Source organism: Lentzea sp. NPDC004789, assembly GCF_053601075.1.
In genome coordinates, this window is sequence record NZ_JBSGBE010000009.1 from 278,721 (window position 1) to 298,446 (window position 19,726).

The following is a 19,726-nucleotide window of genomic DNA, read 5'->3' on the forward strand; positions in this document are numbered from 1 at the left end:
CATGCGCACCAGCCTGTGTGACCAGTTCGGCATCGAGCACCCGATCTTCGGCTTCACCCCGTCCGAGCACGTGGCGGCGGCGATCAGCCGGGCGGGCGGCCTCGGCGTCCTGGGATGCGTGCGGTTCAACGACGCGGACGACCTCGACCGCACGTTGACGTGGATGGACGAGAACACCGACGGCAAACCGTACGGCGTCGACATCGTCATGCCCGCCAAGGTGCCGACCGAGGGCACCCAGCTCGACCTGTCCGCGCTGATTCCGCAGAGCCACAAGGACTTCGTCCAGCAGACCCTGCTGAAGCTCGGCGTGCCGCCACTGCCGGACGGCGAAGGCGGCGAGGGCGTCCTGGGCTGGCTGCACTCGGTGGCGCGCTCGCACGTCGACGTGGCGCTGGCGCACCCGATCCGGCTGATCGCGAACGCCCTGGGCTCACCGCCCGCCGATGTCATCGAACGCGCGCACGCGGCCGGAGTGCCGGTCGCCGCCCTCGCGGGCAAGGCCGAGCACGCCCGCCGCCACGTGGCGAACGGCGTCGACATCGTGGTGGCGCAGGGCTACGAGGCCGGCGGCCACACCGGCGAGGTCGCCACGATGGTGCTCGTCCCGGAGATCGTCGACGCGGTGGACGTCCCGGTGCTCGCGGCGGGCGGCATCGGTTCGGGACGCCAGGCCGCGGCGGCACTGGCGCTGGGCGCCTCGGGCGTGTGGATGGGCTCGTACTGGCTCACCGCCGCCGAGTACGCCCTGGGCAACTCCAGCACGCAGGAGGCGCTGCTCGCCGCGGGCTCCAGCGACACCGTCCGCACCCGGATCTACACCGGCAAACCGGCGCGGCTGCTGAAGACGCGGTGGACCGAGGCGTGGACGTCCGACGACGCGCCGGAACCGCTGCCGATGCCGTTGCAGAACCTGCTGGTCAGCGAGGCGCACCTGCGGATCGCCCGGTCCGACGACCCGTCGGTGGTGTCGATGCCGGTCGGGCAGGTGGTCGGGCGGATGAACGAGGTGCGGCCGGTCGCCGAGGTGATGGCGGACCTGCTGCGGGAGTTCGACGAGAGCGTCGAGCGGCTCACCAAGCTGCGCTGAGCTTCAACAGCTGGGCGGTCGCCCCGCCCAGCTCGAACTCGGCCCGCTTCGCCGCCGTGAAGTACCGGTGCACCTCGTGGCTCATGTCGATGCCGGTACCGCCGTGCACGTGCACGGCGGTGTGCGCCACCCGGTGCCCGGCATCGGCGGCCCAGAACTTCGCCGTCGCCACCTCCTCGTCGGCGTCCAGGCCCTCGGAGAGCCGCCAGGCCGCCTGCCACAGCGTCAACCGGATCGCCGCCACGTCGATGTACGCGTCTGCGAGCCGTTGCGCCACGGCCTGGAAGCTGCCGATCGGCCGGTCGAACTGCACGCGGGTGCGCGCGTACTCGGCCGTGAGCTCCAACGCGCGTTCGGTCACGCCGAGCTGGAAAGCGCACAGCCCCACCGTGTAGCGCGCGCTGAGCCACTCGGGCGTGAGCCCTTCGATCAGCCGCCCGCCGGAGAACTCGAACGATCCCGCGTCGGAGCCGTCGACCAGTTCCTGCGCGGTGATGTCGAGCTGGTCGGCGTCGACGAGGAAGACCTGGCCGTTGTGCGCCACCAGGAACGCCGAGGCCGTCGTCGCGAACGGCACTGTCGTCTTCGCGCCGTCCTGGTCCTCGGCGAGCGCCACCGAGAGCACGGTTGCGGGCCGCGGGGTGTCGAACCGCGCCAACGCCTGCTGGGCGAGCACGGTCGGCAGGTACGGGACGGCCGCGACGGCACGGCCCAGCTCGACCTGGACCGCGCAGTGCTCCAGGACGCCGAACTCGGCCGGGTCCTCCGGGACGACGCCCGACTTGACCAGGTCGGCCCACGGCGAGTCGGACGAGTCGAGGATCTTGCGGGTCAGCGCGGCCAGTTCCCGTTGCGCCTCGGTCAGCGTGAAGTCCACTTCGGCTCTCCCTTACCGCGGCACGGCGGGCAGCCCGAGACCGGCCCGCGCGATGATGTCCCGCTGGATCTCGTTGGTGCCGCCGCCGAACGTCAGGATCAGCGACGACCGGTGCATGCGCTCGACCCGGCCGTGCAGCAACGCGCCCGGCGATCCGGTGCGCACGATTCCGTTGGCGCCCAGCACTTCCATCAGCAGCCGGTAGCCCTCGGTCGCGAACTCGGTGCCGAACACCTTGGTGGCCGAGGCCTCCGCGGGTGAGGGCGCCTCGTCGGCACCGGAGGCGATCCGCCAGTTGATCAGCTTGAGGAACTCGGTCTTCGCGTGCACGCGGGCGAGGTGCAGCCGCACCCACTCCTGTTTCAGCGCACCGGTTTCCTCCGCCCATTGCCGAACTTCGCGCAGCGCGGTCTGCAGGGGCGCGGCCGAGCACAGTGCGACGCGTTCGTGGTTGAGCTGGTTGGTGATGAGCTTCCAGCCCTTGTGCTCCTCGCCGATGAGGTTCGCGGCCGGCACCCGGACGTTGTCGTAGAAGGTGGCGCTGGTGGTCGGCCCGGACATCGTCGGCACCGGCGTCCAGGAGAAACCGGGGGCGGTGGTCGGCACGATGATGATGCTCAAGCCCCGGTGCCGCTGCGACTCCTGGTCGGTGCGGCACGCCAGCCACACGTAGTCCGCGTACTGGATGAGGCTGGTCCACATCTTCTGGCCGTTGATCACGTAGTCGCCGCCGTCCCGGACGGCACGGGTGCGCAACGCGGCCAGGTCGGTGCCCGCTTCCGGTTCCGAGTAGCCGATCGCGAAGTGGATCTCCCCGGAGGCGATCTTCGGGAGGTAGCACGCTTTCTGCTCGGGCGTGCCGAACGCCATGATGGTCGGCCCGATCGAGTTCAGCGTCAGGAACGGCACCGGTGCGCCGGCGGCGGAGGCCTCGTCCAGGAAGATCAGCTGCTCGATCATCGGCCGGTCGCGGCCGCCGTACTCCTCGGGCCAGCCGATGGTGAGCCACCCGTCCGCGCCCATCTGGCGGACGGTGTCCTTGTACACCTCGGCGTCGCCGTAGTCGCTGCCACCGGCGAGACGCTCCCGGCGTTCCGGCGTCATGAGCGCGGCGAAGTACGCCCGCAGCTCCTGGCGCAACTGCTCCTGTTCGGGCGTGAAACCGATGCGCATGGCCGCTACTCTAGAACAAGTTCTACTTGATGTCAGGAGGCTGCGATGAAGGTCGAGGTCGACCCGGCCGTGTGTGAGGCGCACGGCGAGTGCGTGTCGATCCTGCCCGAGGTTTTCTCGCTCGACGACGATGAGGTGCTGCAGATCCGGGAGGGTGAGCTGGCCGAGGGCGAGGTGGCGCGCGCCGAACGTGCCGTCGCGTCGTGCCCGATGGGCGCGCTGCGGCTCTCACGCTGATGGACCTTGTCAAGAACAGGAACAGATTCTAGTGTCCGACGGGTATCTCGGCCGTGAGCTCAGCGAGGAGTGATACCGGTGAAGGCTGCCGTGCTCAACCAGGTAGGCGACGACAAGCTCGAGCTCCGCGACGACGTGACGACCACCGCGCCGGGGCCGCAGGAAGTGAAGATCAAGATCAAGGCGTGCGGGGTGTGCCACAGCGATCTGTCCGCGATGGACGGAACGCTGCCCGCCCTCGCACCCGGTGTCATCGGCCACGAGGGTGCCGGTGAGGTGATCGAGATCGGCAGTGCCGTGACCTCGCTGGCGGTCGGTGACCACGTGGCGATCACGTTCGTGCCGCCGTGCGGGAAGTGCGCGCAGTGCGTCACCGGTCAGGCGCATTTGTGCCTGGTGCACACCATTTCCGCGTTCACGTCACCGAGGTTCGTGGTCGGCGGCAACCCCGCGTTCGGCTACGCGGGTCTGGGCGCGTTCGCCGAGGAGATGGTCGTTCCGGCCGATGCCGCGATGAAGGTCGACGACGACGTGCCGTGGGAGATCGCGGCGCTGCTGTCGTGCGGCATCCTGACCGGCGTCGGTGCCGTGCTGAACACCGCGAAGGTCGAGGCGGGCTCCAGCGTCGCGGTGATCGGCTGCGGTGGCGTCGGGATCGCGGTGATCCAGGGTGCGCGGCTCGCCGCCGCGGCGCGGATCGTGGCCGTGGACCCGGTCGTCGAGAAGCACGAGGTGGCGCAGCGGTTCGGCGCGACGCACGCGACGACGCCGGACGGCCTCGCGGACCTGAACAACCAGCTGAACTTCGGCATGGGCTTCGACTACGTCTTCGACGTGGTCGGCATTCCCGCGACGATCCGGCAGGCGTGGGACCTGACCCGCCGCGGTGGCCGCACGGTCGTCGTCGGCGCCGGCCGGGCGGATGCGATGGTGTCCTTCAGCGCCCAGGAGCTGTTCCTGCACGACAAGACCTTGCACGGGTCGTTCTACGGGACGGCGAACTTCCGCCGCGACGTGCCGCGCATGATCGCGCTGTGGCGGCAGGGCCGCCTCGATCTCGAAGGCATGATCAGCAAGCGGATCCGGCTCGAGGACGTCAACGAGGGTCTGCAGGCCCTGCGCGGCGGCGGATCCCTGATCCGCCAGGTCATCCTCTTCGACTGACACACTTCTTGAGGAGTCTCAAGTGGACCTTGCGGGGAAGGTCGCCGTCGTCACCGGCGCGGGTGCCGGGCTCGGCCGCGCCGAAGCGCTGGAGCTCGCGAGGGCCGGCGCGTCGCTCGTGCTGAACGACCTGCCGGGTTCGGCGCAGGCCGTCGCGGCCGAGATCGAGGAGCTCGGCGCGAAGTGCGTGGTGGTCGAGGGTGACGTGGGGGAGCGCAGCACCGCCGACGCCCTCGTCAGCGCGGCACTGGAGCAGTTCGGCGGCCTGCACGTCGTCGTGAACAACGCCGGCGTGCTGCGCGACCGGATGCTGTTCAACATGTCCGACGAGGACTGGGACCTCGTGGTCAAGGTCCACCTGCGCGGCCACTTCCTGTTGTCGCGCAACGCGGTCTCGCTGTGGCGGCAGCAGTCGAAGTCCGCCGGTGAACCGGTCTACGGCCGGATCGTCAACACCGCGTCCGAGGCGTTCCTGCTCGGGTCGGAAGGCCAGGCCAACTACGCGGCGGCGAAGGCCGGGATCGCCGCGCTGACGGTCGCCACCGCACGAGGCACGTCGCGTTATGGCGTTCGTGCCAACGCCATCTGCCCGCGTGCCCGCACCGGCATGACCGCGCACGTGTTCGGTGAGGCGCCGGAAGGCGACGACGCGCTGGCACCCGAACACGTCGCGAAGTTCGTGACGCACCTGGCAGGCCCGTCCGGCGAGAAGATCAACGGACAGGTCTTCGTCGTGCACGGCGGCATGGTCGCGCTGATGGCGCCGCCCACCGTCGAGCAGAAGTTCGACTCGCTGAGCGATCTCGACGGCCACTTCGCCGACCGCGATCCGCAGAAGACGTTCTCGTGCACCGAAACGATGGCCCTGTAGGAGGAGTTGTGACGCTCACCGTCCAACCGCACCGCGAGACGCTGGGCCTGAAGGACGGCCGGCTCCTCATCGGCGGCGAGTTCCGCGAGACGGACGAGACCTGGACCCACCACCACCCCGCGACCGGCGAGGAGATCGGCCACTTCGCCGTCGCGTCGGCCGCGGACGTCGACGCCGCGGTGCGGGCCGCGCGCAAGGCGTTCGACGAGGGCACGTGGGGACGATCGAGGGCGGCCGACCGCATCAGGGTGCTGCGCCGCTACAGCGACCTGCTCCGGGAGCACTCCGACGAGCTGCGCGGCCTGCAGGCGCTGGACAACGGCGTGCCGCTGTCGTTCGGCCAGATCTACGCCACCTCGGTCGGCATCGCGGCCGACATCTTCGACCACCACGCGGGCTGGATCGACAAGGTCGGCGGCCAGACCCTGCCGCCGTACCAGGGCGGTGACCACCTGGCGATGACGTTCCGCGAACCGGTCGGCGTCGTCGCGGCGATCCTGCCGTGGAACGCGCCGTTCGTGCTGTTCGCCCAGAAGCTCGCACCCGCGCTCGCCGCCGGGTGCACGGTCGTCGTGAAACCCTCGGAGTACGCGTCGTTCTGCGTGATCCGCATGGTCGAGCTGCTGATCGAGGCCGGCCTGCCGGAAGGCGCGATCAACCTCGTCACCGGCCCCGGCGACCCGACCGGCGAAGCGCTGATCACCCACCCCGGCGTCGACAAGATCAGCTTCACCGGCAGCCGCGCGATCGGCCGCCGGATCGTCGAGGCCTCCGCGGGCACGATGAAGCGCGTTTCCCTGGAACTGGGCGGAAAGTCGCCCGCCATCGTGTTCGCGGACGCGCCGAACGTCGGCCTCGCCGCGATGACCTGCATGGGCATGGTCACGATGGGACTGTCCGGCCAGGCCTGCGTCGCGCACACGCGGGCGTTGGTCGCGCGCGAGGTGCAGGACGAGTTCGTCAACATGGCGTCGATGCTCGCGAGCGCCGTGACGTTCGGCGACCCGTTCGACCCGGCCGTGCTCGCCAGCCCGCTGATCAACCAGAAGCAGCTCGACCGCGTCCTCGGCTACATCGAGCGCGGTCAGTCCGACGGCGCTCGCCTGGTCACCGGCGGCACCCGGCTCGAAGGCGACCTCGCGTCCGGGAACTTCGTCGCCCCCACGATCTTCGCCGACGCCAGCAACGACATGGCCATCGCCCGTGACGAGATCTTCGGTCCGGTGCTCACCGTGGTGCCGTTCGACGACGAGGAAGAAGCGATCCGGCTCGCCAACGACACCGAGTACGGCCTGGGCGCGGGCGTCTACACCAACGACGTCCGGCGCGCGTTCCGCGTGTCGAAGAGGCTGCGCGTGGGCATGGTCGGCGTCAACGGGTTCCAGCTCGAACCGCACGTGCCGTTCGGCGGCTACAAGCAGTCCGGGCTGGGCCGCGAGGGCGGGCAGAGCGCCTACGAGGCCTACACCGAGCTCAAGACCGTGATGATGCCGCTGACCGACGAGCTGATGTAGATGCGGCTCGACGGCAAGGTCGCCCTGATCACCGGCGCGGCGCGTGGTCAGGGCGCGGCGGCGGCGCGCCGGTTCGTCGCCGAGGGCGCACGGGTGATGATCACCGACGTGCTCGACGACCAGGGCAAGGAACTGGCTGCCGAGCTGGGCGCGGAGTACTGCCACCTCGACGTCTCGAACGAGGACGAGTGGGCGGAGGCGGTCGCGTTCACGGTCGGCACGTTAGGCGACATCACGGTTCTCGTGAACAACGCGGGCGTTCTGCACTTCTCGGCGTTGGCGGACACCACCCTCGCCGACTACCAGCGGGTGATCGGCATCAACCAGGTCGGCACGTTCCTCGGCATGCGCTCCGTCGTGGAGTCGATGACACGTGCGGGTGGTGGATCCATTGTGAACGTGTCCTCTGTGGAGGGCCTGGGCGGCATGCCGTACCTGGTCGCCTACACGGCGAGCAAGTTCGCGATCCGCGGGATGACCAAGGTGGCCGCGATGGAGCTGGGCCAGCACGGGATCCGGGTCAACTCCGTGCATCCGGGCGCGATCGACACGCCGATGGTCGGCGAGGCGCTGGGCCGCCCGATCGACATCTCACCGATCGGCAAGAAGGTGGCGCTGCGGCGGGTCGGCCAGCCCGACGACGTCGCGAACGTCGTGCTGTTCCTCGCCAGTGACGACAGCGCGTACTGCACCGGCGCCGAGTTCGTCGTGGACGGAGGCGCCACCGCGACACATGCGTTGAGTTGAATGCAACCTCCCCTGTGCGCCTCGCGTCTTGCTTGATCGAGAGGTTCTGACTGGGGAGTGTTATTTGAGATCAATACTGGTCACGGCCGCGCTGCTGATCGGGCTGGCCCCGGCGGCGGGCGCGGCGGAGGACGCGGCGACACCCGTTCTGACCTGGCAGGACTGTCAGGACGGGTTCCAGTGCTCGACGGCGAAGGTACCGCTCGACTACGACAAGCCGTCCGGCACGAAGATCGACCTCGCGGTCATCCGGCTGCCCGCGACCGACCCGTCCAAGAAGATCGGCTCGCTGTTCGTGAACTTCGGCGGTCCCGGCGCGTCCGGCGTCGACCGGCTGCGGGGCCGCGGCAAGTGGGAGTGGCTGTTCTCGCCGGAACTGCGGGCGCGGTTCGACCTGGTGTCCTGGGATCCGCGCGGCATCGGGCGGTCCGCGACCGTGCGGTGCTTCGACACCGTTGAGGAGCAGCAGAACTACCTCAACGCGATCCCGGTCTACCCGGACACCGCCGCGCAGGAACCGGCGTTCTACAACGCCTACCGGGACTTCGCCCAGCGCTGCCAGGCGAAGTCCGGCGACCTGCTGAACCACGTCTCGTCCGCCAACACGGCGCGTGACCTCGACCTGCTGCGCAAGGCCGTCGGCGACAAGAAGCTGACGTACCACGGCATCTCGTACGGCACGCACCTCGGCGCGATCTACGCGAACATGTTCCCGGACAAGGTCCGCGCGATGGCGTTCGACGGCTCGCTCGACTTCGTCGGCAACGCCACCGGGCACGGCGACCAGGGCACGACCGTGCCGCTGGACACCCGCCAGGACGTGCCGCGCGGGATCGCCGAGACGTTCGAGCAGTTCCTGCGGCTGTGCGCGGCTCCGGGAGCGAAGTGCGCGTTCGCCGGTGGCGATCTGCACAAGAAGTGGGCGGACCTGGTGGCCAAGGTGGCGGCCTCGCCCGTCACCACGCCGGACGGCACTTTCGACCGCGTCACGCTGATCAGCACCGTGTCGGACGCGCTCGCGCAGCCGGAGACCTGGCAGGACACCGCCAGGATCATGCAGGGCGTGTGGGAGGCGCCGGCGTCGCTGCGTGCGGCGGCGTCCGAGCCCTACATCACCAACCGCACCGAGGCGTTCAACGCGATCCAGTGCGCGGACAGCGACTTCCCGCGCGACACGGCCGCGTACACCAAGTACGGCAAGAGCGAGGACGAGCGCGTGCCGTACTGGGGCCGTCTGGCGGTGTTCGACATGATGGGCTGCGCGTTCTGGCAGGCCCGTGACGAAGACCGCTTCACCGGCCCGTGGAACCGCTGGACGTCGGCGCCGATCCTGTTCATCAACAACAGGTACGACCCGTCGACGCCGTTGCACGGTGCGCACGACGGTGCGGCGGAGATGGCCCGCACCGGGTTCCTCACCGTCGAGGGCTACGGCCACAGCACCATGTTCGTGCACAGCACGTGCGCGGAGAAGGTGAAGCGGGACTACCTCTTCACCGGTGTGCTGCCGACGCAGAAGACGTGCGGGATCGACAAGAGCCCGTTCGCCTGAGGGTTGTGCTCGTGACGAGGGGTCTCACCCAGCCGGGTGGGCCCCTCGTGCGTTACCGACCGGTCGTCGCCGAGATGAGGGTCGAGGAGATGTGGGCCTGGTCGGGCCTGGTCGGGACGAAGAGCGTCTCGATGCCGCTCAAGCGCCGGTTCATCTGGGCCATCGGCAGCTCGTGCTTCAGGTCGTCGAGGCTGCGCAACCCGCGCACGACCACCTGGGCACCCGCTTCACGGCAGTAGTCGACCAGCAGCTTGCCCGTGCTGGCGTCCACCGTGACGTTGGCCAGGCCGCGGGTCAGGTCGGTCAGCAGCGCGAGCCGCTCGGTGACGGGGAGCCGGCCGGGTTTCTCGGGGTTGGTCAGGACGCACATGACGACCTCGTCGAACATGGCCGCGGCGCGGCGCACCACGTCGAGGTGTCCCTGTGTGGCCGGGTCGAAGGAGCCGGGGAAGACGGCGCGCACGGCTGGTGATGCTAGCGATCCGCGGCGAGGTGGGGAACGGCGATGGACGGTTCGGCCGGCTGTCGCTCGGCGCGGACCGCGGCGATGCCCGCCAGGATCAGCACGCCGCCGACGAGCTGCAGCGGGGCGAGCGCCTCACCCAGCAGGACCCACGCGAACAGGGACGCGGACACGACCTCCAGCAGCGCGATGAACGACGCGACCCTCGAACCGAGGACGCCGGAGGCGGTGATGCCGGTCGCGTAGGCGAGCGCCGTGCCGAAGACCGCGACCACGAGCAGCGGCACCCACCAGGGCGCGGTGGTGCCGAGCAGCGGCAGGTCGCCGAACGCGGCGGTCAACGGCAGCAGGCCGGTCAGCCCGACGAAGGCCAGGACGGGCACGGCGAGCAGCAGTCCGCCCGCGGCGAGCGCGACGGGCGGCAGGCCGTTGTTGGGTCGTGCGGCGATCACGAAGTACCCGGCGCAGCCGATGGCGGCACCGAAGGCCGCCGCCACGCCGATCGGGTCGACGGCCTGGATCGCGCCCGGTCCGATCACGAGCACCAGGCCGCCGGCCGCGAGCACCGAACCGAGCAGGACGACGGGGGCGGGCGTGCGTCTGGTGGTCGCCCAGGTGAAGCCCACCAGCAGCAGCGGCGCGAGGAACTCGATGAGCAGCGCGGTCGCCACCGGGATGCGCTGGATGGCCGCGAAGTAGAGGACCTGGGTGACCGCCACGCCGACCAGGCCCATGCCCAGCACCGGCCACCCGGCGTGCCGGAGCACGGACCACCGGCCGCGCAGTGACATCACGGCGAACGGGAGCAGCACGAGCCCGGCGGTGAGCGCGCGGGCCGTGACGGCGGCGGTGGGGGACCAGCCCGCCTCCAGCAGCGGTTTGACGAACGCTCCGGAGGTGCCGAACGAGGTGAACGACACCACGGCGGCTAACAGACCGGTCGACTTCGACGGGATCCCCATGCTCGCGCCTCCAGCCGTGTCATGGCCTAATGTGATTGACACCCCTGACGCTAGGCGGGTCGAGGTAAGGAGTCAATTTGCGTTTTGCCCCTGACACGGAGGAGTCGCTCGCCTTCGTCGTGGCGCTGTGCAACACCGATCCGTCGGCCTCGCGCAGCGGCGAGGACGAGCTCGCCACGGTCGAGGAGCTCAAGGCGTTGCTGGGCCGCTACCCCTACACGGGCCGCATCGACTACGACGAGGCCGAACTGCGCGAGGTTCATCGCACGCGTGCGCTGCTCAGGCACGTGTGGACTCTCGATCGCGATGACGCCGTGGATGTCGTGAACAAGATGCTGCGCGACGCCAAGGCGCTGCCGTATCTCGTGCGGCACGACGGGCTCGACTGGCACATCCACGCCACCGAGCCGGACTCGCCGCTGGCCGAGCGGATCCGGGTCGAGTCCGCGCTCGCCCTGATCGACGTGATCCGCATGAACGAGATGGACCGCCTGCGGATCTGCGCGGCTGACGACTGCGCCGGCCTGCTGCTCGACCTGTCCCGCAACGGACTCAAGCGGTTCTGCAGCGTGCGGTGCGGCAACCGGATGAACATGATCGCGTTCCGGGAGCGCCGCGCGGAACAGGGCTGAGGACCTGCCAGGCCATCCGGGGTTCGTCGCCGGTGAACGGCCCGTGATCTTCCGCAGTTCTGGCACCCGGACGTGATCGCGATCTGGAGACCGGTGAAGGCTCTGGTCGAGGAGCGCGTCCAGGTGCCGGCGACGGCCGCATCCGAACCGGACAACACCGCGTGAGGCGCAAGACGCCTGGAGTCCTAAGAGGACTTCACGCGGTCCAGTGTGGTGCGCAGGACGGTCAGCAGCGCGTCGCGGACCGACACCTTCACGCGGGCGTCGAAGGTGACCAGCGGGACGTGGTCACCGATCGCGAGCGCCCAGCGGATGTCCGCGACGGCATGGCTGAGCCTGCCTTCGAAGAGGTTGACGGCGACGACGAACGGCAGGCCCGCCTTCTCGAAGTAGTCCACGGCCGGATAACACTCGTCGATGCGGCGGGTGTCGACGATCACGAGCGCTCCCAACGCCCCCAGCGCCAGGTCGCGCCACATGAAGCCGAAGCGGTCCTGGCCCGGCGTGCCGAACAGGTACAGCTTGATGTCGTCGTCGATCGTGATGCAGCCGAAGTCCAGCGCCACCGTCGTGGTGGTCTTGTCCGGGATGAGTCCGGTGCGGTCCGCCTCCTCGGACGCCGTGGTGATGGCCGCCTCGGTGCGCAGCGGGGTGATCTCGGAGATGGACGACACCGCGGTCGTCTTGCCGACCCCGAAACCACCGGCGATGATGATCTTGACCGGCGTCGGGGTGCGGGGTTCAGCTGATGGCTTCAAGGCGGCGGATGATCCTCTCGATCATGGCGGGGTCACCGGTGAGCGCGGCGGGCGGCCGGTGGACGACGACGTACCCGAGCGCGGCGAGGTCCGCCACGAGGACCCGGGCCACTCCGAGGTGCAGCCCGAGCATCGCGGCGACCTCCGCCACCGACATCGTCCTGCGGCACAGGGCCACGATGTCGCGGCGCTCGAACGACAGGCTCGGGTGGGATGCCGCGCCGAGCTCACTGGTCTGAACCTGGGCCTCCAGCTCGAGGTTGCGGTCGATCGGCTCGGTCCGCCCGGACGTGAGCAGGTACGGCCGCAGCAGTGAGACGTCTCGGTCCCGCATGCCCTACCGCCCGACCGTGAACTTGAGTTCCTCGATCACCTGCGGGCTGAGGACGGCGCTGGCGCGGTTGGCGAACATCGCCATCTCGTAGCCGATCGTGCCGAGACTGGCCTGTTTGGACGCCAGCACGCCCAGCGCGCAGCCGACGCTGATGGTGCAGACGACCAGGTAACCATGTGCCAGCTCGACGATGACCTTGTCCGGCGCGCCGAGCGGGTGGCAGTCGGACACGCCGCCCGCGAGGCTCAGCACGGCCGAGGCGATCGCCGCCAGCCGGTCGGCGTTCTCCCGCACGAGATCCGACGACATCGCGATGAGCAGACCGTCGGAGGACACGGCGATCGCGGCCAGCGCGCCAGGGGTGCCTTGCGCGAAACGGGTCACGAGCCAGTTGAAGTTCTGTGCCTCGACGCTGGTCCGTGCTGCGGGGAGGGCGCTCATTCACTGTCCTCTTTCGTCGGTTGCGTGCCTGCTCCGGCGGCGGCGCCCAGCGCCACACCGTTCGCGAACGCGTCGAGCGACGCGCGTTCGGCGGCGGGGTCGCGCTGCTGCCAGGAGGCGGTGTTCTCGAGAGCGTGTTCCGCCGGCGGCGCGGGGGCCTCGGCGCGCAGGCTCGGCGCGAGGCTGGCGCCCGGCACCCGGCGGGTGAGTCCCGCGCGTCCTTCCCGTTCCGGCGCGATCGCCGACGGCGCAACAGGTTGGGGCAGGACCGCCACGCGCGCGATGGCCGACGTCACCAGCGTGATCTCCGTGGAGAGCTCGCCGGAGAGGTGGTCGGGCTCCGCGGGCACGCTCGCCAGCGTGATCGTGGGGTCGTCGTCGCCCATGAACCAGCCGAAGTCCGGTTCCCGCACCGGTTTCGGCGGCGCGGCCGGTGGTGGCGCGGTGAGGCTCTCCCGCGTCAGCAGGTCGGGCGGTACCGCCACCCGCGCGGTGACGCCGCCGCCCGTCGTCGGCAGCAGCTCGACGGTGAGCGAGTGCCTGCGCGCCAGCCGTCCCACCACGAACAGGCCGAGGACGCTGGTCGGCGTGATGTCCAGCCGCTCGCGCTCCACCAGGCGCAGGTTCTCCTCGGTGAGCTGGGCCTCGGTCATGCCGATGCCGTGGTCGACGATCGCCACGACGCAGGACCCGTCGGCCCCGCGGGCGAGGTCGACCTCCACCGCGGACGTCGGCGGCGAGAACGAGGTCGCGTTGTCCAGCAGCTCGGCGAACAGCTGGATCAGGTCCGCCCCGAGCGCGGGCGCCACCGCGACCTTGCCGACGGCGCCGAGCCGGACCCGTTGGTAGTCCTCGATCTCCGCGAGCGCCGAGCGCAGGGCGGTGCCGACCTCCATCGGGCCGGAGAGCCTGCTGTCCTCGCGCGTGCCCGCGATCACGAGCAGACTGTCCGCGGTGCGCCGCAACCGGGTGGAGAGGTGGTCGAGCTGGTACAGGCCGGCGAGCAGCTTCTCGTTCTGCTCGTCGCGCTCCAGCTCGTCGACGAGGGCGAGCTGCCGGCCGACGAGGCTGCGCGTGCGCTTGGCGACGTTGGCGAACATCAGGCTGACGTTGCGCCGCGTGATCGCCTGCCGTTCCACGAGCTGTGCCGCCGTGCCCTGCACGCGGTTGAACGCCTCGGCGAGCCGGCCCAGCTCGTCACCGGACGACACGTCGATCTCGCGCAGCCGCGGCACCTGGTCGTCGGCCACCTCGGTGTCGGTCACGCGCACCAGCTCCCGGCGGGCGAGGTCGGCCACCGCGCCCGCCGCGTCGGTGAGGCTGCGCAACGGGTGCGAGATCGAGCGGCGGACGGCGATCGCGAGCCACGCCACCAGCGCGAACAGCAGGGCGCCGCCGACACCGACGGCCCACGCGACGGCGTTGGCGTGACTCGCCCGTGCCGCGGCCTCCGCGGTGATCTCGGCGGAGACCTGGTCCTGCGCCGCCTTGCGCAGCTCGGCCTGCGCGCTGACCGCGGCCAGCGCCTCCGCCGCGAACGCCGGGCTCGGCTGGCCCGGCAGCCGGGCGGCGAGCTCGTTGACCCGGCGCGCCTCGGTGCCTTCCTCCACCGAGACGACGAGGGCCGCGTGGTCCGCGTCGGCCTGCTGCACGAACCGCTCGGTGAACGCGCGGGCCTGCATCACCGCGTCGTCCAGCAGGTCCTGCCCGGTCTGCCGCCGCGTCGCGGCGATGATCAGGCCGGTGTCGCGCAACGACTGCTCCTCGGTGGCGCGCAGCAGCGCTTCGAGCGCGGTGAGCTGTCTCGTGCCCTCCGCGTCGCCGGTCCGTTGCGGCACCAGCCGCAACGCGTCGATGATCCCGCTGACGGCGGCGTGGTAGGTCCGAGTGACGCTGTCGGACGAGGCGCTGCCGCGCAGGGCGTTCTGCCTGAGCCCGGTCAGCGAACCCAGGCGCACCAACGCGTTCGAGAGTTCGTCGGACCTGTCGGGCCCGAGCCCGGTGCGCACGCTCTGCGCCGCGGAGTCCACCTCGCTCTGCTGGTGCTTCAGGTCCGCACCGTCGTCGGCGGGAGACGCGAGGTGCGCGGCGGTGAGCACGCGTTCCCGTTGCAGCTCCCAGATCAGGTTGCCCAGCTCGCGCGCCTGCCGGGCGGACTCGGCGGTGGCCGCGGACGACCGCGCGTCCCCGGCCTGGCCGAGCAGGAAGGGCACCGCCACCAGCACCGCCGCGATCAGGCCCGGCACGATCAACAGGTTCAGCTTCCGGCCGATGGAGTGCCCGTGGAGCAGGCTTCGTCCCCGTCTCACCCGATCACCTCGCGGCGGTGCGATGCGCGGACCAGGTCCTCGATGGACGCGCGCAGCTCGTGGAACACCGGTGTCCGCTTGGTGGCGAGGTCCCGGTCGTGCGGGAGCGGGATCGAGGTCTCGGCGGCGACGCGACCGGGATCGCTCGCGAGCACGACGACCCTGGTGCCCAGGAACACCGCCTCCTCGACGTCGTGGGTGACCATGAGCACCGTGGTGCCGGTGTCGCGCCAGATCTGCCTGATCAAGAGCTGCATGTCCTCCTTGGTCTGCACGTCCAGCGCGCCGAACGGTTCGTCGAGCAGCAGCACGTCCGGCTCGCACACCAGCGCCCGCGCGATCGCGACGCGCTGCCGCTGGCCACCGGAGAGCTGGCGCGGCAGTGACCGCCGCACGGCCGCGAGACCGGTCTCCGCGAGGTACCAGTCGACCCGGCGGCGGCGTTCTGCGGTGTCGAGCGCGAGCAGTTCGAGTCCAAAAGCGACATTGCGCTCGACAGTGCGCCACGGGTAGAGCGACCCGGTCTGGAAGACCAGGCCGCGATCCGGTCCCGGGCCGGTGATCGGGTGGCCCTCGACGGTGACCTCGCCGCTCGTCGGTGTCGTGAGGCCGGCGACGAGTGACAGCAGGGTGGACTTCCCGGAGCCGCTCGCGCCGACCACGCAGAGGAACTCGTGCGGGGACACCGTGAGGCTCACGCCGTCGAGCGCGCGCTTGCGCTGCCCGCGCACGAGGTAGTCCTTGCAGACCTCGACCAGTTCCAGCGTCATGCGGCCCACCGCCCCACCAGGGCCCGCACCAGCCGCAGTGCCACGTCGATCGTCACGCCGATGAGGCCGATCACGACGAGCACCGCGAAGATCTTGTCCGTCTGCAGGAAGCGTTGTGCGCGAACGATCCGGTAGCCGAGCCCGGCCGTGGAGTTGACGAGCTCCGCCACCACCACGAAGTTCCACGCCGCCGCGGCGTTGACCCGCACCGCGTCGATGACGCCCGGCACCGAGTGCGGCACCACCACCTTGCGCAGCACCTCGCCGCGGCGTGCGCCGAGCGTGTAGGAGACGTCGATGAGCGAGCGCGGCACGCCGCGGACGACGTCGGCGGTCATCAGCGTGTTGAAGAAGACCGTGCCCAGGAACAGGATCGCGATCTTGGACGGCTCGCCCAGCCCGAGCCAGATGATCAGCAACGGGATGAACGCGCTCGCGGGCAGGTACCGCAGCAGCCCGATCACCGGCTCGAACACCGCCTGCCCCGCGTGGAACGTGCCCATCAGGATCCCGAGCGGCACGGACACCAGCACCGCGAGGCCGAACCCCTCCAGCACCCGCCGGGTGGTCGTCCCGACGTCGACCGCGAGCTCACCCGAACGCGCCATGTCCCAGCCGGCGGCCAGCACGGCGCTCGGCGACGGGAGGAACGTGGCGGGCACGGCACCGCTCGCGCTGAGCACGACCCAGCAGGCGAACGGCACGGCCAGCGATCCGGCGGCGAGCGCGGTCGCGGCCCGGCGGGAGATCGGCGTGCGGATGGTGAGCGCGGTGCGGTGCGGGCGGGTGCGGCGGGGCAGCGGTGGCCACGCGGTGCGCGCGCCCGGCGCGCGGTCGGCCAGCGCGGCCCTCATCGTTGCACCGCCTTGACGAACTTGTCGTCGAACAGCCCGTCCAGCGACGGTCGTTTCGGCGTGAGACCGGTGCTCGTCATGAAGTCCGCGATCTGGCCGGCCTGGTGGTTGAGGTGCGTCGGCGTGACGCCCGGCGTGAACGCGTCGATGTTCTGCCGCAACGTGAAGATCGTGGTGCCGGCGTCGTAGGTCCGGTAGTCGCCCGCGCTCACCCCGCCGCGCCTGGCCATGATCTCGACGGCCTGGTCGTGGTTCTGCTTGATCCAGTCGAGCGTGTCGAACCACGTGTTCACCAACGCCTGCGCCGCCTCCGGGCGGTTCTTCGCGAACGCGCCGGACACGACGAGGTGGTCGGGGATGGCGCCGGGGAACTCGGCGGAGGTCGCGATCGCACGGCTGCCGGCGCGCTGCAGGGCGGTTGTCGTGAACGGCGCGAAAGCTCCGACCGCGTCGACCTTGCCCGCGACGAAGGCCGCCGCCGCCGCGTCGGTGGCGAGCGGCACCAGCTCGACGTCCTTCTGCGACAGACCGGCCTCGGTCAGCGCGAGCAACAGCAGGTAGTGGTCGACGGTGCCCTGCTCGACCGCGACCTTCCTGCCCTTCAGGTCGCCGACACCGGAGATGCCCTCACGGGCTATCACCTGGTCGTTGCCCGTGGAGTTGTCGTTGACCAGGATGACCGTCTGCTGCGCGCCACCGCTGACCGAGGCGAGGGTGTCGTTGAGCGTCTGGCTGTTGGCGTCGATGGCACCGCTCGACAACGCGTTGAGGCTGTCGGTGTAGCTGTCGAAGTACTTCAGCTCGACGTCGATGCCGTTGTGCCGGAAGAACCCCTGGTCCTGCGCGACCTGCCACGGGAACCAGCCGGGCCACGCGCTGAACCCCAGCGTGATCCGGCCGGTGCCGGTAGGGGAGGAGGTGCACGCCGTGCCGCACAGCAACAACAACACGAGTGCGACCAGAAAACGGTTGATGCGGCGGGAGAACAAACCGAACTCCTGTGAGTTTCCGTTGTGGGGAAGGGGTTGACGACCCTCAGATCGGAGGCAGCCCGGGTTCGACAACGGAGCGTTTGCCGCTGGCCTCGGTCATCGGGTGTGAACACTTCCTGTGCGCATTTTGACGTACCTAAATGCGGAGGTCCCCGGTGACTCCGTGTCTTTTGTCATGCACCTGGATGAAATGGTTCGTGAATCCCAGGTGCAATCGAGGTCGCCAAGCCTAACTGTGCGCGCAACCCCTTCCGGGTGCATCGGGTGATATCGGATGGAGCAACGACGCCAGGTATTCCACTCCCGCCGGGTGGAAGGTGTCGTCGTGGCCTGCGGCGTTGGGGCTCAAGTGGTCCGGACCAATCGTGCCCCGGTTCGCCGAACTACGATGTTTGGGTCCAATTGGGTGATTTCACTGAGCCATGCGAAGAATCGTTCTCAGGCAGTTGAACTATTTTCGCGTTCACGCCGGAACCACCAGCGGACGGCCTGTTCGAACGATTCCAGGTCGGGTGTGCGCTCGCCCGCCCAGGCGACGACGCCGTCTGGCCGGATCAGCACGGCGCCGAATCCGAGATCGTCGACGGCCCGGCCGCCCGCGTAGCGCAGCTCGTGCTCCCAGCCCGCGGCCGCACCCGCCAGGCGCCGGTCGGCGCTGAAGTCGAGCACGACCCCGCGTCCGTCCTGCATCAGCTCGCCGAGGTGCGTGCCGTCCTCGAGACGCCAGCGCGGGGCGTTGCGCCCGACCAGCGGCTCGTCGCTGCCGAGGTCGTACCTGGTGGACAACCCCGTGATCTTCCCGAGCACGAGGTTCGTCCCGGTCGTGCTCGCGAGCAGCTCCCTGACCACCGCCTGGATCGCCTGGCCGTGCGGATCCGGTCGCATGACCGCCACCTGGGCGCGGGTCCAGTCGAGCGCCAGGGCGCCGACCGGACGGCGTTCGCTGTCATAGGTGTCGAGAAGACCCTCTGGTGCGTTGCCTCGCACGGTCGCGGCGAGTTTCCAGCCCAGGTTCACGGCGTCGCCGATCCCCGTGTTGAGGCCCTGTCCGCCCAACGGGGACATGATGTGCGCCGCGTCGCCCGCGAGCAGGACGCGGCCACGCCGGTAGGTCGTCGCCTGCTTCGCGCGGTCGGTGAAGCTGGAGGCGAGCCGGACGTCGGTCAGCGTCACGCCGGTGCCGGACACCCGGCGCAGCACGGCCTGCAGGTGGTCGCGGGTCAGGTCCTGCGAGCGGTCGAACGCGCCGCCGTCGAAGTCCATCATCCCGATGTGCCCGGTGGCGGGCATCTGGAGGTACATGCCGGTCGGCGTGAGGTTGAAGCCCGGCTTGAGCAGCTCGGGCTCCGCGACGGTGGCGAGCATGGCGTACCCGGTGAAGTCCGGCTCGGTGCCGGCGAAGTCGAAGCCCGCGAGCCTGCGCACCGCGCTGCGCCCGCCGTCGCAACCCACGGCCCACCGTGCCGGGTACTCGTGCCGGCCGTCGCTGACGACCACGGACCCGTCGTCCTGGGCGATGCCGGAAACCGCGACGCCGTAACGGATCTCGACGCCGAGCTTGACGGCTCGCTCGGACAGCACCTCCTCGACCGCCGCGAGTGTCGTCATCACGATCTCCGGCGTTGGGCTCGGCAGCAGGAACGGCAGCGCGTCGAGATCGACGTTCGCCGGGTCGAGCAGGATGCCGGCGAAATGGCCCGCGCCGCGCGGCCTGCCCGGACTCTCCGTCCCGAAGTCGGCGTGGCCGCGGTCGAGCAGCGGGTCCAGCACTCCGCGACGGTGGAACACGTCGACGGAGGTGGTGGACAGGCCCCGCATGCCCAGGGGTGCGGCCCGCCACGGGGAACCGGGGTCGGGCTCGCGTTCGAGCACGAGGACGGAACAGCCCCTGAGGCCGAGCTCGCAGGCGAGCAGCAGACCGACCGGACCCGCGCCCACGATCACCACGTCATGCATCTGAAATCCCTTTCCGGAGCCGAATCTCGG

General features: G+C 70.2%; 20 protein-coding genes. 8 read left to right on the forward strand and 12 right to left on the reverse strand.

The window, feature by feature from the left end; translation table 11 throughout:
* Position 1 precedes the first annotated feature (1 nt).
* The gene (locus ACWEIJ_RS22570) at positions 2-1,090 is read left to right on the forward strand and encodes an NAD(P)H-dependent flavin oxidoreductase (protein ID WP_449839167.1); all 1,089 of its coding nucleotides are present in this window, start codon (positions 2-4) and stop codon (positions 1,088-1,090) included.
* On the opposite strand, the gene ACWEIJ_RS22575 is transcribed toward ACWEIJ_RS22570, so the two are convergent.
* Together ACWEIJ_RS22575 and ACWEIJ_RS22580 are read right to left on the reverse strand one after the other, a co-directional pair.
* Positions 1,074-1,967 carry an acyl-CoA dehydrogenase family protein gene (locus tag ACWEIJ_RS22575; protein ID WP_449839168.1) on the reverse strand — a complete coding sequence of 298 codons (894 nt, stop codon included), beginning with the start codon at positions 1,965-1,967 and terminating at the stop codon, positions 1,074-1,076. The genes ACWEIJ_RS22570 and ACWEIJ_RS22575 overlap by 17 nt on opposite strands.
* Before the next feature lie 12 nt (positions 1,968-1,979).
* Entirely contained in the window at positions 1,980-3,140 is a 1,161-nt protein-coding gene (locus ACWEIJ_RS22580) for an acyl-CoA dehydrogenase family protein (RefSeq protein WP_449839169.1), read from the reverse strand.
* Positions 3,141-3,185: 45 nt separating this feature from the next.
* On the opposite strand from ACWEIJ_RS22580, the gene ACWEIJ_RS22585 reads away from it, so the two are divergent.
* From ACWEIJ_RS22585 to ACWEIJ_RS22610, 6 genes are all read left to right on the forward strand, one after another.
* Entirely contained in the window at positions 3,186-3,377 is a 192-nt protein-coding gene (locus ACWEIJ_RS22585) for a ferredoxin (RefSeq protein ID WP_449839170.1), read from the forward strand.
* A 78-nt stretch (positions 3,378-3,455) separates the two neighbouring features.
* Positions 3,456-4,541, forward strand: a complete 1,086-nt coding sequence (locus tag ACWEIJ_RS22590; RefSeq protein ID WP_449839171.1) for a Zn-dependent alcohol dehydrogenase — start codon at positions 3,456-3,458, stop codon at positions 4,539-4,541.
* Positions 4,542-4,563: 22 nt separating this feature from the next.
* Positions 4,564-5,412, forward strand: a complete 849-nt coding sequence (locus tag ACWEIJ_RS22595; protein WP_449839172.1) for a 3-oxoacyl-ACP reductase — start codon at positions 4,564-4,566, stop codon at positions 5,410-5,412.
* An 8-nt stretch (positions 5,413-5,420) separates the two neighbouring features.
* Positions 5,421-6,926 (forward strand): aldehyde dehydrogenase family protein, encoded by a 1,506-nt coding sequence (locus ACWEIJ_RS22600; protein ID WP_449839173.1) that lies wholly within the window; start codon positions 5,421-5,423, stop codon positions 6,924-6,926.
* Positions 6,927-7,673 carry a glucose 1-dehydrogenase gene (locus ACWEIJ_RS22605; protein ID WP_449839174.1) on the forward strand — a complete coding sequence of 249 codons (747 nt, stop codon included), beginning with the start codon at positions 6,927-6,929 and terminating at the stop codon, positions 7,671-7,673.
* Positions 7,674-7,737: 64 nt separating this feature from the next.
* On the forward strand, positions 7,738-9,225 hold the full coding sequence (locus ACWEIJ_RS22610; protein WP_449839175.1) for an alpha/beta fold hydrolase: 1,488 nt from the start codon (positions 7,738-7,740) through the stop codon (positions 9,223-9,225).
* Positions 9,226-9,277: 52 nt separating this feature from the next.
* Here the strand turns inward: ACWEIJ_RS22610 and coaD are convergent, their stop codons facing one another.
* Positions 9,278-9,688, reverse strand: coding sequence for a pantetheine-phosphate adenylyltransferase (gene coaD, locus ACWEIJ_RS22615; RefSeq protein WP_449839176.1), 411 nt, complete (start codon positions 9,686-9,688; stop codon positions 9,278-9,280).
* An 11-nt stretch (positions 9,689-9,699) separates the two neighbouring features.
* Positions 9,700-10,650, reverse strand: coding sequence for an EamA family transporter (locus ACWEIJ_RS22620; protein WP_449839177.1), 951 nt, complete (start codon positions 10,648-10,650; stop codon positions 9,700-9,702).
* A 77-nt stretch (positions 10,651-10,727) separates the two neighbouring features.
* On the opposite strand from ACWEIJ_RS22620, the gene ACWEIJ_RS22625 reads away from it, so the two are divergent.
* Complete coding sequence (locus tag ACWEIJ_RS22625; RefSeq protein WP_449839178.1) at positions 10,728-11,282, forward strand: CGNR zinc finger domain-containing protein; 555 nt, start codon at positions 10,728-10,730, stop codon at positions 11,280-11,282.
* Between the two features lie 185 nt (positions 11,283-11,467).
* On the opposite strand, the gene ACWEIJ_RS22630 is transcribed toward ACWEIJ_RS22625, so the two are convergent.
* The 8 genes from ACWEIJ_RS22630 to ACWEIJ_RS22665 form a co-directional block, all read right to left on the reverse strand.
* Entirely contained in the window at positions 11,468-12,040 is a 573-nt protein-coding gene (locus tag ACWEIJ_RS22630) for a GTP-binding protein (RefSeq protein WP_449839179.1), read from the reverse strand.
* Complete coding sequence (locus ACWEIJ_RS22635; protein ID WP_449839180.1) at positions 12,024-12,374, reverse strand: DUF742 domain-containing protein; 351 nt, start codon at positions 12,372-12,374, stop codon at positions 12,024-12,026. Before ACWEIJ_RS22635 ends, ACWEIJ_RS22630 begins: the two co-directional genes overlap by 17 nt.
* Before the next feature lie 3 nt (positions 12,375-12,377).
* Positions 12,378-12,815 (reverse strand): roadblock/LC7 domain-containing protein, encoded by a 438-nt coding sequence (locus ACWEIJ_RS22640; RefSeq protein ID WP_355452464.1) that lies wholly within the window; start codon positions 12,813-12,815, stop codon positions 12,378-12,380.
* Entirely contained in the window at positions 12,812-15,124 is a 2,313-nt protein-coding gene (locus ACWEIJ_RS22645; RefSeq protein ID WP_449839181.1) for a nitrate- and nitrite sensing domain-containing protein, read from the reverse strand. Before ACWEIJ_RS22645 ends, ACWEIJ_RS22640 begins: the two co-directional genes overlap by 4 nt.
* Positions 15,121-15,894: an ABC transporter ATP-binding protein gene (locus ACWEIJ_RS22650; RefSeq protein ID WP_449839182.1), complete on the reverse strand. Its 774-nt coding sequence runs from the start codon at positions 15,892-15,894 to the stop codon at positions 15,121-15,123. Before ACWEIJ_RS22650 ends, ACWEIJ_RS22645 begins: the two co-directional genes overlap by 4 nt.
* Complete coding sequence (locus tag ACWEIJ_RS22655) at positions 15,891-16,748, reverse strand: ABC transporter permease (RefSeq protein WP_449839183.1); 858 nt, start codon at positions 16,746-16,748, stop codon at positions 15,891-15,893. Before ACWEIJ_RS22655 ends, ACWEIJ_RS22650 begins: the two co-directional genes overlap by 4 nt.
* On the reverse strand, positions 16,745-17,737 hold the full coding sequence (locus tag ACWEIJ_RS22660) for an ABC transporter substrate-binding protein (RefSeq protein WP_449839184.1): 993 nt from the start codon (positions 17,735-17,737) through the stop codon (positions 16,745-16,747). The genes ACWEIJ_RS22655 and ACWEIJ_RS22660 overlap by 4 nt, the downstream gene beginning before the upstream one ends.
* A 441-nt stretch (positions 17,738-18,178) precedes the next feature.
* On the reverse strand, positions 18,179-19,696 hold the full coding sequence (locus tag ACWEIJ_RS22665) for an FAD-dependent oxidoreductase (protein WP_449839185.1): 1,518 nt from the start codon (positions 19,694-19,696) through the stop codon (positions 18,179-18,181).
* Between the last annotated feature and the right edge of the window lie 30 nt (positions 19,697-19,726).